This is a genomic window from Bradyrhizobium sp. BWA-3-5, assembly GCF_032917985.1.
Classification (GTDB): Bacteria; Pseudomonadota; Alphaproteobacteria; order Rhizobiales; family Xanthobacteraceae; genus Bradyrhizobium.
This window is the reverse complement of record NZ_CP136626.1, coordinates 4,589,307-4,607,451: the sequence shown is the minus strand read 5'-3', so window position 1 is coordinate 4,607,451 and position 18,145 is coordinate 4,589,307. Positions and strand designations below refer to the sequence as shown.

19 protein-coding genes are annotated in these 18,145 nt (G+C 62.7%); 11 read left to right on the top strand and 8 right to left on the bottom strand.

Annotated features, from left to right (window positions below; all coding sequences use genetic code 11):
• Position 1: 1 nt before the first annotated feature.
• The 4 genes from exbD (at position 2) to RX331_RS22415 (ending at position 2,724) form a co-directional block, all read left to right on the top strand.
• On the top strand, positions 2–469 hold the full coding sequence (gene exbD, locus RX331_RS22430) for a TonB system transport protein ExbD (RefSeq protein WP_317252087.1): 468 nt from the start codon (positions 2–4) through the stop codon (positions 467–469).
• A complete protein-coding gene (locus RX331_RS22425) occupies positions 466–1,257 on the top strand; it encodes an energy transducer TonB (RefSeq protein ID WP_317252086.1) in 792 nt (263 codons plus the stop codon). Before exbD ends, RX331_RS22425 begins: the two co-directional genes overlap by 4 nt.
• A 132-nt stretch (positions 1,258–1,389) precedes the next feature.
• Positions 1,390–2,103 (top strand): methyltransferase dimerization domain-containing protein, encoded by a 714-nt coding sequence (locus tag RX331_RS22420; protein WP_317252085.1) that lies wholly within the window; start codon positions 1,390–1,392, stop codon positions 2,101–2,103.
• A gap of 96 nt (positions 2,104–2,199) precedes the next feature.
• Positions 2,200–2,724 carry a cytochrome c gene (locus RX331_RS22415; RefSeq protein ID WP_317252084.1) on the top strand — a complete coding sequence of 175 codons (525 nt, stop codon included), beginning with the start codon at positions 2,200–2,202 and terminating at the stop codon, positions 2,722–2,724.
• A 209-nt stretch (positions 2,725–2,933) separates the two neighbouring features.
• Here the strand turns inward: RX331_RS22415 and RX331_RS22410 are convergent, their stop codons facing one another.
• The 8 genes from RX331_RS22410 to RX331_RS22375 all read right to left on the bottom strand — a co-directional run bounded on the left by RX331_RS22410 (position 2,934) and on the right by RX331_RS22375 (position 10,645).
• Entirely contained in the window at positions 2,934–4,154 is a 1,221-nt protein-coding gene (locus tag RX331_RS22410; RefSeq protein WP_317252083.1) for an ABC transporter substrate-binding protein, read from the bottom strand.
• A gap of 164 nt (positions 4,155–4,318) precedes the next feature.
• Positions 4,319–4,750, bottom strand: a complete 432-nt coding sequence (locus RX331_RS22405) for a hypothetical protein (RefSeq protein WP_317252082.1) — start codon at positions 4,748–4,750, stop codon at positions 4,319–4,321.
• A gap of 39 nt (positions 4,751–4,789) precedes the next feature.
• Positions 4,790–5,470 carry a site-2 protease family protein gene (locus RX331_RS22400; protein WP_317252081.1) on the bottom strand — a complete coding sequence of 227 codons (681 nt, stop codon included), beginning with the start codon at positions 5,468–5,470 and terminating at the stop codon, positions 4,790–4,792.
• A gap of 50 nt (positions 5,471–5,520) precedes the next feature.
• Positions 5,521–5,919, bottom strand: a complete 399-nt coding sequence (locus tag RX331_RS22395; protein ID WP_317252080.1) for a GFA family protein — start codon at positions 5,917–5,919, stop codon at positions 5,521–5,523.
• 1 nt (position 5,920) lies between these two features.
• Positions 5,921–6,667 carry an SDR family NAD(P)-dependent oxidoreductase gene (locus RX331_RS22390; protein ID WP_283028284.1) on the bottom strand — a complete coding sequence of 249 codons (747 nt, stop codon included), beginning with the start codon at positions 6,665–6,667 and terminating at the stop codon, positions 5,921–5,923.
• A 75-nt stretch (positions 6,668–6,742) separates the two neighbouring features.
• Positions 6,743–7,477: an SDR family oxidoreductase gene (locus RX331_RS22385; protein ID WP_317252079.1), complete on the bottom strand. Its 735-nt coding sequence runs from the start codon at positions 7,475–7,477 to the stop codon at positions 6,743–6,745.
• 123 nt (positions 7,478–7,600) lie between these two features.
• Entirely contained in the window at positions 7,601–9,421 is a 1,821-nt protein-coding gene (locus RX331_RS22380; RefSeq protein ID WP_317252078.1) for an IlvD/Edd family dehydratase, read from the bottom strand.
• 192 nt (positions 9,422–9,613) lie between these two features.
• Entirely contained in the window at positions 9,614–10,645 is a 1,032-nt protein-coding gene (locus RX331_RS22375) for a LacI family DNA-binding transcriptional regulator (RefSeq protein WP_317258210.1), read from the bottom strand.
• Positions 10,646–10,838: 193 nt separating this feature from the next.
• Here RX331_RS22375 and RX331_RS22370 point away from each other — a divergent pair, with 193 nt between their 5' ends.
• The 7 genes from RX331_RS22370 to eda all read left to right on the top strand — a co-directional run bounded on the left by RX331_RS22370 (position 10,839) and on the right by eda (position 18,078).
• A complete protein-coding gene (locus tag RX331_RS22370; RefSeq protein WP_317252077.1) occupies positions 10,839–11,906 on the top strand; it encodes a sn-glycerol-3-phosphate ABC transporter ATP-binding protein UgpC in 1,068 nt (355 codons plus the stop codon).
• 57 nt (positions 11,907–11,963) lie between these two features.
• The gene (locus tag RX331_RS22365; RefSeq protein WP_317252076.1) at positions 11,964–13,283 is read left to right on the top strand and encodes an ABC transporter substrate-binding protein; all 1,320 of its coding nucleotides are present in this window, start codon (positions 11,964–11,966) and stop codon (positions 13,281–13,283) included.
• A gap of 127 nt (positions 13,284–13,410) precedes the next feature.
• Positions 13,411–14,370: a sugar ABC transporter permease gene (locus RX331_RS22360; RefSeq protein WP_317252075.1), complete on the top strand. Its 960-nt coding sequence runs from the start codon at positions 13,411–13,413 to the stop codon at positions 14,368–14,370.
• Positions 14,363–15,286, top strand: a complete 924-nt coding sequence (locus RX331_RS22355) for a carbohydrate ABC transporter permease (RefSeq protein WP_317252074.1) — start codon at positions 14,363–14,365, stop codon at positions 15,284–15,286. Before RX331_RS22360 ends, RX331_RS22355 begins: the two co-directional genes overlap by 8 nt.
• 179 nt (positions 15,287–15,465) lie before the next feature.
• Positions 15,466–16,452, top strand: a complete 987-nt coding sequence (gene denD, locus RX331_RS22350; protein WP_317252073.1) for a D-erythronate dehydrogenase — start codon at positions 15,466–15,468, stop codon at positions 16,450–16,452.
• A gap of 33 nt (positions 16,453–16,485) precedes the next feature.
• Positions 16,486–17,430: a sugar kinase gene (locus RX331_RS22345; protein ID WP_317252072.1), complete on the top strand. Its 945-nt coding sequence runs from the start codon at positions 16,486–16,488 to the stop codon at positions 17,428–17,430.
• A gap of 9 nt (positions 17,431–17,439) precedes the next feature.
• The gene (gene eda, locus RX331_RS22340) at positions 17,440–18,078 is read left to right on the top strand and encodes a bifunctional 4-hydroxy-2-oxoglutarate aldolase/2-dehydro-3-deoxy-phosphogluconate aldolase (protein ID WP_317252071.1); all 639 of its coding nucleotides are present in this window, start codon (positions 17,440–17,442) and stop codon (positions 18,076–18,078) included.
• The last annotated feature ends 67 nt before the right edge of the window (positions 18,079–18,145 follow it).

The following is an 18,145-nucleotide window of genomic DNA, read 5'->3' as shown; positions in this document are numbered from 1 at the left end:
AATGGGCGCCTCGATCGCAGAACACGACCTTGATGACGACAGCGATTTCGCGGAATCGCACGAGATCAACGTCACGCCGTTCATCGACGTCATCCTCGTTCTCCTGATCATCTTCATGGTCGCGGCGCCGCTGTCGACTGTCGACCTGCCGATCGATCTGCCGACCTCGACCGCAACGCCGCAGAAGAAGCCGGACAAGCCGACTTATGTGAGCATCAAGCCGGATCTCTCGGTGGCGATCGGGGAGAACATGGTCAAGCGCGTCGACCTGGTGCGCTCGCTCGATGCGATGCCGGATGCCAGCAAGGAGCGTTACATCTTTCTGCGCGCCGACCGCGCTGTTCCTTACGGCGAATTGATGGACGTGCTCGAAATCCTGCGCGCCGGCGGCTATTCCAAGCTCAAGCTGGTGGCGCTCGAAGGCGTTCCTGATGCGGCGGCGGCGCAAGCGGCGCCGGCAAAACCTTGACCGGCCTCGAGGACCAGAAACCCTCCAGGCGGCTCTGGATTTCAGCCGCGGTGATCGCGCTCGCGCTGCATGTCGGCGGCGCGGCGCTCGCGATTGCGCATTTGCAGACCGAGGAAGCCGATGACGCCCTTGGCGCGACGGCGATCGAGATCGGGATCGAAATGGCCGCCGTGCGCCGCGAGGTGACCGACCTGCCGCCGGGCCCAGATACCGATGCTTCCGCAGCTTCGCCCCAGCTCAACGAGCAGAAGGCGGAGGTCAAGGAAACCGACCTGCCGCAGGACAAGCCGAACGAGCCCGAAGAGGCCGACCGGATGGTGACGGAGAACGAGTCCAAGAAGCCGAAAGAGGACGAGCAGAAGGTTGCGGCGGTGCAGACCCAAGCGTCCACCGAGTCGGTTGCCGCCGAGGCGACGGCGACGCCGAGCTCGGAGGCGATACCGGAAGGTCAGCGCTCCGTCGCGCCGGTGATTGGTACGGGGGAGAGCGCGCGGCGCATACGCGCGACCTGGCAGAAGGAGCTGGTCGCCCATCTCGACAAGCACAAGCGCTACCCGAAGGAGCGGCAGCAGAAATCCGCCGAGATCCAGGTTCGCTTCACGCTCGACCGCATGGGCCACGTGCTCGCGACTGAAATCGAAAAGGGCTCGGGCGATGCGGCCTTCGACGAGGCGGCGCTGGCAATGGTGCGGCGCTCCGATCCGGTGCCGATGCCGCCGCCTGTCATCGCCGACGAAGGCCTGACCTTCACGTTGCCGGTGATCTTCCGCGTCAAGACCAAGAGCTGACGCCGCGTATGCGGTCTCGGCGTAGCGATGCCAAGTGAGAATTGGACTGGCCGGGAACCCACGAATTGGCAGTTCTACCAGGCGTTGACTTCCTTACGATCGGCTGTGGCTCGCTCTCAAAGGGAGATGAACATGGCCAGTCAGCTTTCGCGGACAGCGCTGCCGGCCAAGCAAGCAAACGTCCAGGCGATTCACGGCACGCCGGAGCTTCCTTCCGCCGTCCCGCTGATGGCGCTTTCGACCGGTTTCTGGGCCTTCAAGACTCTGGCTGCGGCGCACGAGCTGGATCTCTTCAGCCGCCTTGCGGGCGGCGCCGGCGTCACGGTTGCCGGGCTGGCGGAAACGCTCGGTTTGCATCCACGCCCGGCCGAAATGCTGTTGACCGGCTGCGCCGCGCTCGGGCTTCTGGAGAAAGAGGACGGCCGTTATCGCAATACGCCGTTGAGCGAAGCCTACCTCGTGCGCGGCAAACCGTATTACTTCGGTGGCTTCGTACAGATGGCCGACAAGCGGCTCTACGCGGGCTGGGGAAGCCTTGCAGAGGCGCTGCGCACGAATCGGCCAACCACATGGGACCCGGCGGTGCAATCCTCGATGTTCGACGGCGAGGATCCGACGATGGTGGCCCTCTTCTGGGAGGCGATGCATTCGCTTTCCACGATGACCGCGCGCAAGCTCGGCGAAGCGGTCGATTTCAATCATTTCCGTCGCCTCCTGGACATCGGCGGCGGATCGGGCGCGTACGACATCGAGCTTTGCAAACTATATGGGACCTGCGCGCGACCGTATTTGATCTGCCGCATGTGGCCGCGATCGCCGCGGGAACAATTGCCGAGGCCGGCTTGACCCATCGGATCGCGACCGATCATCTGGTTCGACGCACCCGCCGCGAACGGCGCCGTGATCGGTCGCAAACCATAAGGCGCAACAAAATCGAAAATCATGCTGCGGATTTCTGTGCGGCTTGCGCTGGTGATTGCGTCGGTTATCGCACTTCTGGCGTTCGCGGCGAAGGTCGACGATTCACAGATCGCGCGCGGCAAATATCTCGTGACGATCGGCGGCTGCAACGACTGCCACACGCCGGGATACTTCCTGGGCAAGCCCGACATGTCACGCTTTCTCGGCGGCTCGGATGTAGGCTTCGAGATTCCGGGTCAAGGTGCCTTTGTCGGCTCGAACATCACGCCCGACAAAAAGACCGGCATTGGTAGCTGGACCCCGGAGCAGATCGTGAAGGCGATACAGGCTGGCGAACGGCCGGACGGCCATATTCTGGCGCCGATCACGCCCTCGCACGCTTTTGCGACACTGACACGGGATGACGCGATGGCGATCGCGGCTTTTCTGCAAAGTTTGAACCCGGTCAGCAACCAGACTCCCGGTCCGTTCAAGCCCGGCGAAAAGGTCTCGACCTTCATGTTCCGGATTTTGCCACCGGGCGAAGCCGCGGCGGCGGCCAAGTAGTCCGGGTCCGGTCCAGACGGTACGCCGCATTAGGAGTTGGGGCGGAACCTGGTGTCCGCAGGTTCAAATCCTACTGTGCATGGGGTTGTTTTCGATATTTTGCCTGCGGGCCTGCGCTGAAGGGCGTCTGAGCGGCGTCCGCTACGCCAAAACGCAAAACCCTCTCCCGGAACGGGAGAGGGCTGCATGAGGTCATCCGAAGCCGACGCTCACGTCTTCTTCAGCATCGGGCAGGCGCTCTTCTCGAGCGGGATGAAGGCTTCTGCCGCCGGGATCGTGGCGACGAGGCTGTAGTAGTCCCACGGATACCTTGAATCGGCCGGCTTCTTTACTTCGAACAGATAGGCCGGGTGGATCTTGCGGCCGTCGGCGCGGACCGAGCCCTTGCCGAACAAGGGGTCGTCGGTCGGCAGTTCCTTCATCTTGGCGACCACGGCGCGGCCGTCATGCGGATTGCCGCCGAGCGCTTCCAGCGCCTTGAAATAGTGGATCAGCGAGGAATAGACGCCGGCCTGCACCATCGTCGGCGGGCCTTTCTTATGCTTCTCGACGAAGCGCTTCGAGAAGGCGCGGGTCTGGTCGTTCATGTCCCAGTAGAACGTCTCGGTGAAGTTCAGGCCCTGCGCGACCTTGAGGCCCAGCGCATGAACGTCGGTGATGAACATCAGCATGCCCGCGAGCTTCTGCCCGCCGGAGACGATGCCGAACTCCGCCGCCTGCTTGATCGAGTTCGTCGTGTCGCCGCCGGCGTTTGCGAGCCCGATGATCTTGGCCTTCGAGCTCTGCGCCTGCAGCAGGAACGAGGAGAAGTCGGCATTGTTGAGCGGATGCTTGACGCCGCCGAGCACCTTGCCGCCATTGGCGATGACGACCGCCGCCGTGTCACGCTCCAGCGCATGACCGAAGGCGTAGTCGGCGGTGAGGAAGAACCAGCTGTCGCCGCCCGATTTCACCAGCGCCTTGCCGGTGCCGTTGGCGAGCATCCAGGTGTCGTAGACCCAGTGGATGGTGTTCGGCGAGCACTGTGCGCCGGTGAGGTCGGATGATGCCGAGCCGGAGTTCAAATTGACGACGTTCTTCTCCTTGGCGAGGTTGGCAATGGCGAGGCCCACGCCCGAGCTTGCGAGATCGACGAACACGTCGACCTTCTCGACGTCGATCCACTGCTTGCCGATATTGGTGCCGACGTCGGGCTTGTTCTGGTGATCGGCCGAGATCAGATCGATCTTCCAGCCCTTGGCGAGCAGCCCGGAATCCTCGATCGCCATCTGCGCGGCGATGGTCGAGCCGGGGCCGCCAATGTCGGCGTAGAGACCGGACTGGTCGCCGAGACTTCCGATCTTCACGACCTTGTCGAGCGTTTGCGCAAACGCGCCGCCGGCAAATACCAGGCTCGTGGTCATGACCAATGCTGCAATGGATCGCTTCATCACTCCTCCAGAAATCTTTTTTGAGCGTTCGTTGAAATAGCAGAGCCATTATGGCGGGCCTGGCGTTTGCCGCCTAGTCGTTGCGGCCAATCGTCATGCTGCGAATATTCCGCGGCGCGGCCAATTCGCGCGGGGATCGCCGATGATGTGAGAAAATGCGCGCGTCAGCGCCAGAGCATGCGAATGCTGACGTAGACGACGGCGAGACAGATGAAGATCAGCGCCACCGGCAGGCGCGGCTTTGCCGCCGCATCCGGTGCGGCTTGCTTCGGCCGCGCGGGCGGGCGGCGGAATGCAGTGACGTTGCCGTGGTCCTTCGGCGGCTCGCTGGCGCGGGAAGGGATCTGCGGCGGCGTTCCGCTGCCGCCCATCTCCGCATAGTAGCGCTTGTACATGAGCTGGATGGTGGCTTCGGAAGCATCGGCCTCCGTCTGGTTGGCGAGCATTTGCCGGTAGCTTTCGAGAAAGCTCTGCGCCTCCGGGGGCAGCGCGGAAAACCCGTTCAGCTTGGCCATCATTTTCCAGGTCGCAAAATCTGCCCTCGCACGCGTATCGGCGCGTCGTGCAATCAACATGTCGGCAGCTTTTGTTGGCATGGTCCGGGCGGTTCTTCCCTATGTCATTCTATCTGAAATTTAGGCGTTGCCGGTGATGAAGAGAAGGGCGGAGATCACATAGCCGGTCAGTGTCCGCAGTATCGCCGAAATAACATCAAGATTTAGGCCGAGCTGCGCGCCGATCACCGGAAGCAGGATGAGAAGTCCGAGCAGGATCAGCATTCCATGGGGTTCCAGCCGTGATAGCGGGTAAGCGAGCACCCGCGGCAGCAGCCCGACGGCCACCCGGCCACCATCCAGCGGGGGGATCGGCATCATGTTGAAGATCGCCAGCACAATATTGATCAGGAAAGCATTTTTCAGGTTGTCCGCGGTCCATTTGGCGGCCTCGGCCGGCACCAAGGGCAGGGCGTGGAAGGCAAACGCCGCGATAACAGCCAGGATGATGTTGGTGGCAGGGCCGGCGAGCGCCACCCAGACCATGTCGAGCCTGGGATGGTTAAGGTTCCGGAAATTCACCGGGACCGGCTTGGCATAGCCGAACAGGAACGGGGAATGCGACAACAGCAGAACGCCCGGCAGAATCACCGTCCCGAACGGATCGATATGCTTGATCGGGTTGAAGCTAACCCGGCCGAGCTGCCAGGCGGTATTGTCGCCGAGCTTGTATGCCACAAAGCCGTGGGCGGCCTCGTGGAAGGTGATGGCGATGAGAAGGGGGAGGATCCAGACGGAGATGTCGTACAGCGAGATGTTCAAACGGCATGCCCCGGTTTGCGCTTCGAGGCCGCCAACCTAGCACGCCTGCCTTACTGGGGAACCGTCTCCTGATATTGCGGTAAATCATCATCGAGCCGCACCCAGGCGATCTTTTCCGAGACCCAGATGTGTTCGGTCGGGGCAAAGGCGTTGCGGTCGTCGAACGTCGCCAGCGCGACGCCGATCGCGGTGCCGTTGGTGCGCCGGGAAAACAGCCTTGTGCCGCAGACCTTGCAGAACACCCGGTCGACTGCCTCGGAGGAGGGATAGCGCTCGGTCTCTCCCTCGACCGTCAGCGCGCGCTGGTCGAACAGCGCACGGGCAAAGAACGGCGAGCCCATCGCCTTCTGGCAGTTGCGGCAATGGCAGATCCGGACATTCAGCGGCTCGCCTTCGGCCTTGAAGCGGACTGCGCCGCAGAAACAACCGCCTTCCCGGATCGTGCCCATTTCAGTACGTCGCCCGGCCGCCGGAAATGTCGAACACTGCGCCAGTCGAGAAGGCGCAATCCTCCGACGCCAGCCACGCCACCATCGCCGCGAGCTCCTCGACCAGGACAAAGCGGTTCTTTGGAATCTTCGACAGCATGAAGTCGATGTGCTGCTGCGTCAGCTGATCGAAGATCGCGGTTTTCGCCGCTGCTGGCGTCACCGCGTTGACGAGGATGTCGTGCTGCGCAAGCTCCTTGCCGAGTGATTTGGTCAGCGCGATCAGGCCGGCCTTCGAGGCGGAATAATGCGCGGCGTTCGGGTTGCCTTCCTTGCCGGCGATCGAGGCAATGTTGACGATGCGGCCGTATTTCTGCCGGATCATCGCGGGCACGACTGCCTTGCAGCAGATGAAGGGGCCGTCGAGATTGATACGTAGCACCTTGCGCCATTCGTCGAGATCGGTTTCCCACACCGTGGCATTGACGCCGGCGATGCCGGCATTGTTGACGAGGATATCGATCTTGCCGAACGCCTTCAGCGTCTCGTCGCGGGTCTTCTCGACGGCGGCGAGATCCGAGACGTCGACCTTGAAGGCCGAGACGGCAGGGCCGATTTCCCTGGCGGTCTTTTCAGCCAGCGGCAGGTCAAAATCCCAGATCGCGACCTTCGCGCCGGATGCGATGAATCGCTCGGCGATGGCGCGGCCAAACCCCTGCGCCCCGCCGGTGACGACGGCGCAGCGGCCGTTGAGATCGATCTTGTTCATGGAGTTTTTCCTCTCGAACCCTGCTTCGCGAATGGTCTGCTCCCTCGCCCCGCTCTTCGCGGGGAGAGGTTAAGGTCACAACGTCCAGCCGCCGTCGATGAGGTGTGCGACGCCGGTGGTGAAGGCGCTTTCGTCGCTGGCGAGATAGACCGCGAGCGCGGCGATTTCCTCCGCGGTGCCGAGCCGTCCCATTGGCTGCCGTGCGATGAACATCGCGCGTCCGTTCGGGCCGGCGGCCGCAGCGCGCTGCAGCATCGAGGGCGTCTCGACGGTGCCGGGGCAGATGCAGTTGCAGCGGATGCCCTTGCCGATGAAATCGGTGGCAACCGACCGCGTCAGCGCCGCGACCGCAGCCTTGGTCGCGGCGTAGACGTAACGGTTCGGCGCCGCCTTGAACACGCCGGCGGCGGAGGAGATGTTAACGATGGTGCCGCGGCCGTTCTCCAGCATATCAGGCAGGAACGCGCGGATCGTGCGGTGCATCGACTTGACGTTGAGGTCAAACGAAAAATCAAAATCGTCGTCAGAGCAGTCGAGTATCGTGCCGTGATGCACGAAGCCGGCGGCGTTGAGCAGGATGTCGGTCTTGCCGGCACGCTTGGCCATGGCGGCGACCGCTGCAGTGTCGCGTACGTCGAGCCTCGCGACCTCAGCGATGCCTTCGTTCTTGAGCGCGGCGAGCTTGGCCTCGTCGATGTCGGTGGCGAACACCGTGGCGCCTTCGCGCGCGAAAGCCAGAGCGCAGGCGCGGCCAATTCCGACGGCGGCGGCGGTGACGAAGGCGCGCTTGCCCTTCAAGCGGTCTGACATGGTTTCTCCCTTAGGCGATCGAGGATTGTTTCAAGGTGTCATACGCGGGCTTGACCCGCGTATCCATCTTCTTCGCATAAGGATGGATTGCCGGGTCAAGCCCGGCAATGACAGTGTGGCTGCCTAATGATTATCCCGCGCCACGCCGACGGTGCCGGCGATATTCTGATAGCGCGTGGCGAGCTCCATACAGGCGCCGGTGGCCTGCTGGCCGACGGTCGAGCGATAGACCTCCTGCCACGGCGTCTGGTTGGCCGGGTAGGGAAAGCCGCCCTTGGCCTTCAATTCAGTGCGGCGCCTCTTCAGTTCGTCGCTTGATATCAGGATGTTGGCGTCGCCGGTATTGAGGTCGATGCGCACCTTATCGCCGGTCTGCAGGATCGCGAGCCCGCCGTCTGCGGCGGCTTCAGGCGAGGCGTTGAGGATCGACGGCGAACCCGAGGTGCCCGACTGCCGTCCGTCGCCGATGCAGGGCAGCGAGAGGATGCCGCGTTTGATCAGCGCCGCCGGGGGCTGCATGTTCACGACCTCGGCACCGCCGGGATAGCCGATCGGTCCGGCGCCGCGGATGAACAGCACGCAATGCTCGTCGATGTTGAGCGAGGGGTCGTCGATCCGCTCGTGATAGTCCTCGGGCCCTTCGAACACGATCGCACGTCCCTCGAACGCGTTGGGGTCCTTGGGGTTGTTCAGATAGCGTTCGCGAAACTCCTTGGAGATCACGGAGGTCTTCATGATCGCGGAATCAAAGAGATTGCCGCGCAGCACCAGGAAGCCGGCATCTTTAACCAGCGGCTTGTCGTAGCTGCGGATCACGTCGCCATCGGGCTTGGGCGCTGTGCTGCAGTTCTCGCCGATGCTGCGGCCGTTAACCGTGATGGCGTCTTCGTGGATGCGCTTCTGCGCCATCAATTCACGCACCACCGCCGGCACGCCGCCGGCGCGATGGTATTCCTCGCCGAGATAGAAACCAGCCGGCTGCATGTTGACCAGGAGCGGAATGTCGTGGCCGTGCTTCTGCCAGTCGTCGATCGAGAGCTCGACGCCGATATGCCGCGCCAGCGCATTGATATGAATCGGCGCGTTCGTGGAGCCGCCGATCGCCGAGTTCACCGCGATACAGTTCTCGAATGCCTTGCGGGTCAGGATGTCGGAAGGCTTGAGGTCCTCCCAGACCATCTCGACGATCCGCTTCCCGGTCTCGTAGGCGATCTGGCCGCGCTCGCGGTAGGGCGCGGGGATCGCCGCGCATCCCGGCAGCGACATGCCGAGCGCTTCAGCGAGAGAGTTCATGGTCGAGGCGGTGCCCATCGTGTTACAATGGCCGACCGACGGCGCGGAGGAGGCCACGATCTCGATGAATTCATTGTAGTCGATCTCGCCGGCGGCAAGCCGTTCGCGCTGCTTCCAGACGATCGTGCCGGATCCGGTGCGTTCGCCATTGAACCAGCCGTTCAGCATCGGGCCGCCCGAAAGCACGATGGCGGGCAGATTGACGGTCGCCGCCGCCATCAGGCAGGCCGGCGTCGTCTTGTCGCAGCCGGTGGTCAACACCACGCCGTCAAGCGGATAGCCGAACAGGACTTCGACCAGGCCGAGATAGGCGAGGTTACGGTCGAGCGCCGCGGTCGGCCGCTTACCGGTCTCCTGGATCGGATGGGTCGGAAACTCCATCGCGATACCGCCGGCCGCGCGGATGCCTTCTCGCACTCGGTGCGCCAGTTCGAGGTGATGGCGGTTGCAGGGCGACAGGTCGTTGCCGGTCTGGGCGATGCCGATGATTGGCTTGCCGGACTGCAGTTCCTCGCGCGTCAGGCCGTAGTTCAGGTAGCGCTCGAGATAGAGCGCGGTCATCCCTGGATTATGCGGGTTGTCGAACCATTCGAGGGAACGCAGCCTGCGGCCCTTGCCGTTGGTCGGGGCCTTGTTGTCGGTTTTTTTCATTGGATTCCTCCCGCACTGCAAATTGGTCGCGGCTTAGAGCATGGGGCAGCCTTTGCACCATGCTGAAAATTACTTCCGCTGCAACGCGGCCGCCGCACCAATTCGAATTTTTGTCGATGCGATCTTAATCTGGCACAAAAGGTAGCGCTACCATTTTCTGCCGCACCGCTGGCCGGGGCAAGGGGCGGCGCATCAGATGTTCGAGGGTGTCGAGCTTTCGCGGACCATCAGTTGAAAGCCGAGGTCGATCACCGGCTCCTGCGGGCGGCGGCCCTCGATCGCGTCAATTACCATGGTGACAGCGTGCCGTCCCATTTCGTAACGGTTGGTGCGCACGCTGCTGAGCGAGGGAACCGCGGCGGCGGCAAATTCCAGATCGTTGAACCCGACGATGGCAACATCGTGCGGTACCACGATCTGGCGGCGCTGACATTCGAACAATGTCCCGAGCGCCAGGTCGTCGTTGACGCAGAAGACGGCATCGATGTCGGGCGCCTGTGCGAGCAAATCAGTGAACAGCGTCCCGCCGAGCGTCACGGTGGTGGGCACCGACGTGGTGACGACGAGGCTGGGGTCGAACAGCGATGCCCCCTTCATGGCATCACGATACCCGTCGAGCCGCCGCTGCACGCGTGGGTCCATGCGCGCGCCGAGAAAACCGATTCGTCGGCGCCCCTGTTCGAGGATGTGCGAAATGGCCGAAAATGCCGCATCATAGTGTGAGAAGCCGACCATCATGTCGACGGGACTGTCGCCGATCTCCATGATCTGCGTGACTGGGCAATTCATGGAGTCCAGGACCTTGCGCGATTCCGCGGTCTGGTTGATCCCGGTGACGATCAGGCCCGCGGGCTTCTGCGCCCGGAACAGGCGCAACAGCTTTTCCTCCTGCAGGATGCTGTAGCGCGTATTGGCAAGCTGGATGGTGTAGCGGCTACCTTCGGAAGAATCGTAGATGCCTCGCAACACATCGGCGAATACGTTGTTGGTGAGGGAGGGGATGACGACGCCGATGACTTCGGTGCGGTGCGAGGCGAGGGCACGTGCAGCGAGATTGGGCACGTAGCCCAGTTCCTTCACCGCGCTATCGACGCGTTCCCGCTTCGCTAGTGACAGTGCTTCGGGATTTCTGAAAAAGCGCGATGCCGTAATGGGACTGACGCCAGCGAGCTTGGCGACTTCGGTGAGGCGGATTTTGCCAGACTTGGTCTGTTTTCGTCCCATCTTGCGCTCATACCACAACAAATTAGACGTTTGAACAATTATTGACAGCGCTACCATTGGATTGCTAAAAGCCGCCAAACTGCGGATGATAGGGCCCGTTGAATTCGGCTTCCGGGCGTTAAAGTCGAAAAGACAGCAAGGCGCCGCTGCCCGCTTGCGGCGCCAATAACAGAAAATGAGGGGAGTGAATTCGATGTCGTCGGTACAGATTCGCGACGTGCGCAAGTCGTTCGGTAATTTTGAAGTTTTGCACGGCGTGTCGATTCCGATCGAGGACGGCGAGTTCGTCGTGCTGGTAGGCCCCTCCGGCTGCGGCAAGTCGACCCTGCTGCGCATGCTGGCGGGCCTTGAAAACATCACCTCGGGCACGATTTCGATCGGCGAGCGCGTGGTCAACAATGTCCAGCCGAAAGAGCGCGACATTGCGATGGTGTTCCAGAACTACGCGCTCTATCCGCACATGACGGTCGCCGACAATATGGGCTTTTCGCTCAAGCTGCGCGGCGCCAAGCAGGAGGAGATCGGCAGTCGCGTCAAGCGCGCCGCCGAGATCCTGGCGCTGACGCCGCTGCTCGAGCGTTATCCGCGGCAACTCTCCGGCGGCCAGCGCCAGCGCGTCGCCATGGGTCGCGCTATCGTGCGCGATCCGCAAGTGTTTCTGTTCGACGAGCCGCTGTCGAACCTCGATGCCAAGCTGCGCGTCGCCATGCGCACCGAAATCAAGGAGCTGCATCAGCGGCTGAAGACCACCACCGTCTACGTCACCCACGACCAGATCGAGGCCATGACCATGGCCGACAAGATCGTGGTGATGCATGATGGCATCGTCGAGCAGATGGGCACGCCGCTCGAACTTTACGACAAGCCGGACAATCAGTTCGTTGCCGGCTTCATTGGTTCGCCGGCGATGAATTTCCTCAAGGGCAAGCTGAAGGTGAACGGCGCGGCCACGTTCGAGGGGCCGAACGGTGTTGCGCTGCCCCTGAAGACGGCGCCCAGCAATTCCGACGGCAAGCCGGTGGTCTATGGCGTGCGGCCGGAGCACTTCACCATTGCCGATGATGGCGCGGAAGCCGAAATCATCGTGGTCGAGCCGACCGGCTCGGAAACCCAGGTGTTCGCCAAGCTGGGCGGCGAGCAGGTCGTCGCCGTGTTCCGCGAGCGCCACCAATTCAGTCCGGGCGACAAGGTGCGGCTCAAGCCGGATCCGTCGCTCGTGCACTTGTTCGATGAGGCAACAGGAAAGCGACTGAATGGCTGAGTAATAGGTAAGGTGGCTGAGCAATAACTAAAAAACATTACAAAGGGAGGATGGACTATGCACGATTTTACCCGCCGCTCTCTGCTTCAGGGTGGCACCGCGCTTGCCGCGGCCGGCGCGCTCACCGGGCCGGCACTGTTCGATTTCGCCAAGGCCTGGGCGCAGAGCTCGCCGTGGAAAGCCGAGTCCGGCGCCAAGCTGACGGTGATGCGCTGGAAGCGCTTCGTGCCGGCGGAAGACGATGCGTTCAACGCCATGGTCGCGGCGTTCAAGTCCGCGACCGGCACCGAGATGAACGTGTTCTCTGAATCCTTCGAGGACGTGCAGCCAAAGGCCTCCGTCGCCGCCAACACCGGCTCGGGCCTCGATCTCGCCTGGGGCCTGCACACGCTGCCGCAGCTGTTCCCGACCAAGGTCCTGAAGATGAACGACGTTGCCGATTACCTCGGCAAGAAATATGGCGGCTGGACCGACGCGGCGCAGAAGACCTGCATGCTCGGCAATGACTGGCTCGGCATTCCCGTCGCCACCATCGGCGGCTACATGACGTACCGCAAGTCAGCGACCGACAAGGCCGGCTTCAAGGAGTTCCCCAAGGACTTCCCAAGCTTCCTCGAAATGTGCAAGGCGATGAAGGCGAACAACACGCCGGCCGGCTTTGCGCTCGGTCACGCCTCGGGCGACGCCAACGCCTGGCTGCACTGGATCCTGTGGGGCCACAACGCCTGGACCGTCGACAAGGACGACAAGGTCATCATCAACTCGCCGGAAACGGCGAAGGCGCTGGAATACTGCAAGGCGCTCGCCGATACCTTCGTGCCCGGCACGGCCTCCTGGAACGACTCCTCGAACAACAAGGCGTTTCTGGCCGGGGAATTGTACTGCACGGCGAACGGCATTTCGATCTACGTAGCGGCCAAGGACGATGCCAGCAAGAAGGAGCTGGCCGAGGATACCTATCACGGTCTCTGGCCGGTGGGCCCGATCGGCAAGCCGACGGAACTGCAGCTTGCGGTGCCGATCCTGGCCTTCAACTTCACGAAGTATCCCAATGCCGCGAAGGCCTTCGTCGCCTTCATGCTGGAGAAGGAAAATTACGACAAGTGGCTAACCGGCGCGCGGGGTTATCTGACCCACACGCTCAATTCCTATGACGCCGCGCCGGTGTGGACCGCCGATCCGAAGAACGCGGTATTCGCCCAGGCTTCCAAGCGCGCGCTGCCGGCTTCCGGCATCGGCAAGGTCGGGGAGAAGGCCGCGACTGCGATCGCCGACTTCATCGTCGTCGACATGTTCGCTAACTACTGCACGGGCGCCAAGGATGCCAAGGCTGCCATGACGGAGGCCGAGCGGCAGCTCAAGCGCATCTATCGCTAAGATGTGAAAGCGGGCGGCGGCTCGTTCGCCGCCCGTTCGACTTAGGCTAACGGGACACCGTTCAGAAAACCGCCAGGATCGGCCCAAAAAACTGGTCCAAAGGAAACTGGCTCAAGGAAACCGGCTCATGGCTGACATCGCACTCACGCCGGCAAAGGCCAAATCGCAGCTTCGCGAAGCGACGTCGTGGGACCAGCTCAAGCACAACAGGAATTGGCTCGGCTTCTGGTTCATGGTGCCGGCAATGGCATTCCTGATCCTGTTCCTGGCCTATCCGTTGGGGCTCGGCATCTGGCTGTCGTTCACCGACCAGAAGATCGGCAGGATCGGGCAATTCATCGGCATCGAGAACTACGAGTGGCTGTGGGACGACGCGATCTTCTGGCTCTCGGTGTTCAACACGCTGCTCTATACGTTCGTCGCCAGCGCCATCAAATTCGGCATCGGCCTTTATCTGGCGCTGCTGCTCAACGAGAATATGCCGTTCAAGGCGATGCTGCGCGCCGCGGTGCTGATCCCCTTCATCGTGCCGACCGTGCTGTCGGCGCTGGCCTTCTGGTGGATCTTCGATTCCCAGTTCTCGATCATATCGTGGTCGTTGAAGCATCTCGGTATCATCAACCAGAACATCAATTTTCTCGGCGACACGACATGGGCGCGGATCTGCGTGATCTTCGCCAATATCTGGCGCGGCGTGCCGTTCGTCGCGATCACACTGCTGGCGGGACTGCAGACGGTGTCGCCCTCGCTCTATGAGGCGGCGACGCTCGATGGGGCCTCGCGCTGGCAGATGTTCCGCTTCATCACCTATCCCTTGCTGACGCCGATCATCGCGGTCGTGATGACCTTCTCCGTGCTGTTCACCTTCACCGACTTCCAATTGATCTGGGCAATGACCCGCGGCGGACCGGTCAACGCGACGCATCTGATGGCGACCTTGTCCTACCAGCGCGCGATCATTGCCGGGCAACTGGGCGAGGGTGCCGCCATCGCGAGCGCCATGATCCCGTTCCTGCTCGCGGCCATCATGGTTTCCTGGTTCGGCTTGCAGCGCCGCAAGTGGCAGCAGGGAGAGAACAATGACTGACCTCCCAACCACTCACGTCAATCTCAAGGGTGTGCTGACGTCTTCCGCAAGGGAGGACCACTCCGAGGGCATGAGCTATCTGCAGTCGGTGCCGCGGCGGATAGTGACGCTCTATCTGCCGCTGTCGATCATCGTGTTCGTGCTGCTGTTCCCGTTCTACTGGATGGCGCTCACAGCCGTGAAGCCGGACGCGCAGCTCCTGGATATGGAAACCTACTCTCCGTTCTGGACCTGGAATCCGACCTTCAAGCATTTCTACAAGCTGCTGTTCGAAAGCCACTATCCGATGTGGCTCTGGAACACGATGTATGTGGCGGTTTGTGCGACGTTCCTGTCGATCGTGGCTTCCGTGCTCGCCGCCTATGCGATCGTGCGGCTGCGCTACAAGGGCGCCAATCTGGTCGGCGGCCTGATCTTCCTGGCTTACCTGGTGCCGCCGTCGATCCTGTTCATTCCGCTCGCCACCGTCGTGTTCCAGTACGGCCTGTTCGACTCGCCGCTCGCGCTGATCCTGACCTATCCGACGATCTTGATCCCATTCTCGACCTGGCTGTTGATGGGTTATTTCAAGACCATCCCGTTCGAATTGGAGGAATGCGCGCTGATCGACGGCGCCAGCCGCTGGCAGATCCTGATCAAGATCGTGCTGCCGCTGGCGATCCCGGGCCTGATCTCGGCGTTCATCTTCTGCTTCACGCTGTGCTGGAACGAGTTCATCTACGCGCTCACCTTCCTGCAATCGACCGCAAACAAGACCGTGCCGGTCGCGATCGTCAACGAGTTCGTCGACGGCGACGTCTATCGCTGGGGCTCGCTGATGGCGGGCGCGTTGGCCGGCTCGCTGCCGCTGGTGATCCTCTACGCCTTCTTCGTCGAACACTATGTGTCGGCCATGACGGGGGCCGTGAAAGAGTAAGCGGCCGCAACAATCATCAATGAAACCATCGCTGTCGTCCCTGCCAAAGCAGCGACACATAACCACCGGCGGCAATTGTTGAGACGAAGCCGTCGACCATCGTGCTTTGACACGCTCGGCCGCGGCGTATGGGTCCCGGCTCAAGGCCGGGGCGACGAATAAGAATAAGGAGACGGGTCTTGCACATTCTCATTCTCGGCGCCGCCGGCATGGTGGGCCGCAAATTGACCGAACGGCTGCTCCGCGAGGGCCGGCTCGGCAAGCATGATATCACCCGCATGACGCTGCAGGACGTGGTGGCGCCCGCCAAGCCCGCAAATGCCTCGATCCCGATCGAAGTTATAGCTTCCGACTTTGCCGACCCGGGCGCGGCGGAGCCGCTGATCGCCCATCGGCCAGAGGTGATCTTCCATCTTGCCGCGATCGTCTCCGGCGAGGCCGAGGCCGAGTTCGACAAGGGCTACCGGATCAATCTCGACGGCACGCGCTATCTGATCGACGCCATCCGCCATGCCGGCGGCGGCTACAAGCCGCGGCTGGTGTTCACCTCCTCGATCGCGGTGTTCGGCGCGCCGTTCCCGGAAAAGATCGGCGACGAATTTTTCCATACGCCGCTGACAAGCTACGGCACGCAGAAGTCGATCTGCGAACTTCTGATCAACGACTATACCCGCAAAGGCCTGCTCGACGGCATCAGTATCCGCCTGCCGACGATCTGCGTGCGGCCGGGCAAGCCGAACAAGGCGGCGTCGGGCTTCTTCTCCAACATCATCCGCGAGCCGCTGGCGGGCGAGGAGGCGGTGCTGCCGGTCTCCGAGGACGTGCGGCACTGGCACGCGTCGCCGAAATCGGCGGTCGGTTTCCTCGTGCATGCCGGCACCATGGATCTTGATGCAGTGGGGCCGCGTCGCAATCTGAGCATGCCCGGCATGTCGGTCACCGTCGGCGAGCAGATCGCGGCGCTCGACCGCGTCGCCGGCAAGAATGTCACCGCGCGCATCAAGCGGGTACCTGATCCGACCATCATCGGCATCGTCTCCGGCTGGCCGCGCGATTTCGTCACCGACCGCGCGCTCAAGCTCGGCTTTACCACCGCCGAGAAGACGTTCGACGACATCATCCGGATTCACATTGAGGATGAGCTCGGCGGCAAGTTCGCGGCTTGAAGTGATCTCACGCCAAATCGCGCGGATGCGGTCATGAGCAAGGTAGCCTGCATCGGCGAATGCATGGTCGAACTGAAGCAGGCCCAAGAGAGCGGGGCCGGCGGCCTGTATTCGCGCGGCTTTGGCGGCGACACGCTCAATACCGCCGTCTACCTTGCGCGCCTTGGCGTTGGCGCCGACTACATCACCGCGCTCGGCGACGACGCCTTGAGCGATGAGATGATCGCCGGCTGGGCGGCGGAGGGCGTCGGAACCGCTTGGGTAGCGCGGCTGCCGGGCAAGCTTCCGGGCCTCTACATGATCCAGACCGACGACAAGGGCGAGCGGCGCTTCTTCCATTGGCGCGACAGCGCCGCCGCGCGCAGCCTGATGGATTTGCCGGAGACGCCTGATATCCTCGATTCATTGGCCGGTTATGATGTGGTCTATCTCTCCGCGATCACACTCTCGCTGTACGGCGCGGCGGGCAGGACAAGGCTGTTTGCGGCCCTGAACCGCGCCCGCGAGAGGGGCGCACGTTTCGCCTTCGACACCAATTTCCGCGCCCGCGGCTGGCCCGACCTCGATGTCGCACGCACGGTTTTCCAGGAGGCGTTTGCGCTAGCCGATATCCTGCTGGCGTCCACGGAGGATCTGCTGCCGCTGTATCCAGCAATGAGCAACGAAGCCTTGCTGGCGCGGATTCCGGGCACTGAAGTGGTGCTGAAACTGTCCGAGCCGGCGAGCATCGTGCGCCTCGAAGGCGTCTCCTATCCGATCAAGGCAAAGCCGGTGGAGGCGCCCGTCGTCGACACCACCGCGGCCGGCGACAGTTTCGCGGCGGCCTACGTGGCCGCGCGCCTGGTCGGTGCCGACCCGATCGAGGCCGCCCGCGCTGGGCATCGTCTCGCCGGCGTTGTGGTATGTCATCCCGGCGCGATCATCCCGCGCGCGGAGATGCCGTCCGGCCTCATCCAAAACCACGCCAATTCTCATTGAGGCATCGCCATGACCGCAGCCGCCAGGCAGGAACAACTCGTAGGCATCTTCAAGTCTGCGACCGTGATCCCCGTGCTCACCATCGAGCGGATCGAAGATGCGGTGCCGCTGGCACGTGCGCTGGTGGCCGGCGGCATCCGCGTGCTGGAAGTCACCTTGCGGACCCCGGTCGCCGCCGAGGCCGCCAAGGCGATGATCGCGGAGGTGCCGGACGCCATCGTCGGCATCGGCACGATTTTGAACGGCGACGATCTGGCGCGGGCGCGGGCGCTAGGGGCCAAATTCGGCATCAGCCCGGGCGCGACGCCGGAGCTCCTCAAGGCCGCCGCGGCAAGCGACCTGCCTTTCGCGCCGGGCATCGCCACCGCGTCCGAGCTGATGCAGGCGCTGGCCGCCGGCTTCGATATCGTCAAATTCTTCCCGGCCGAGCAGGCCGGCGGTATCAAGGCACTTCGGGCCCTGGCAGGGCCGTTTCCGAACATCCGGGTTTGCCCAACCGGTGGCATCGGCGAGGCCAATGCGGCGACCTGGCTGGCTGAGCCGAACGTGGTGGCGGTCGGCGGTTCCTGGCTCTGTCCGGCAGCGGACATCCGCGCTGGCAACTGGGCCGGCATAACCGCCATGTGCGCGCGGACGCTGAATCGCTGAAACCGGCGTGAAGTCTTTTTCCCGATAGGCTACAAAGGCTTCCGAAACCGGAACAAGGGAGAACGAC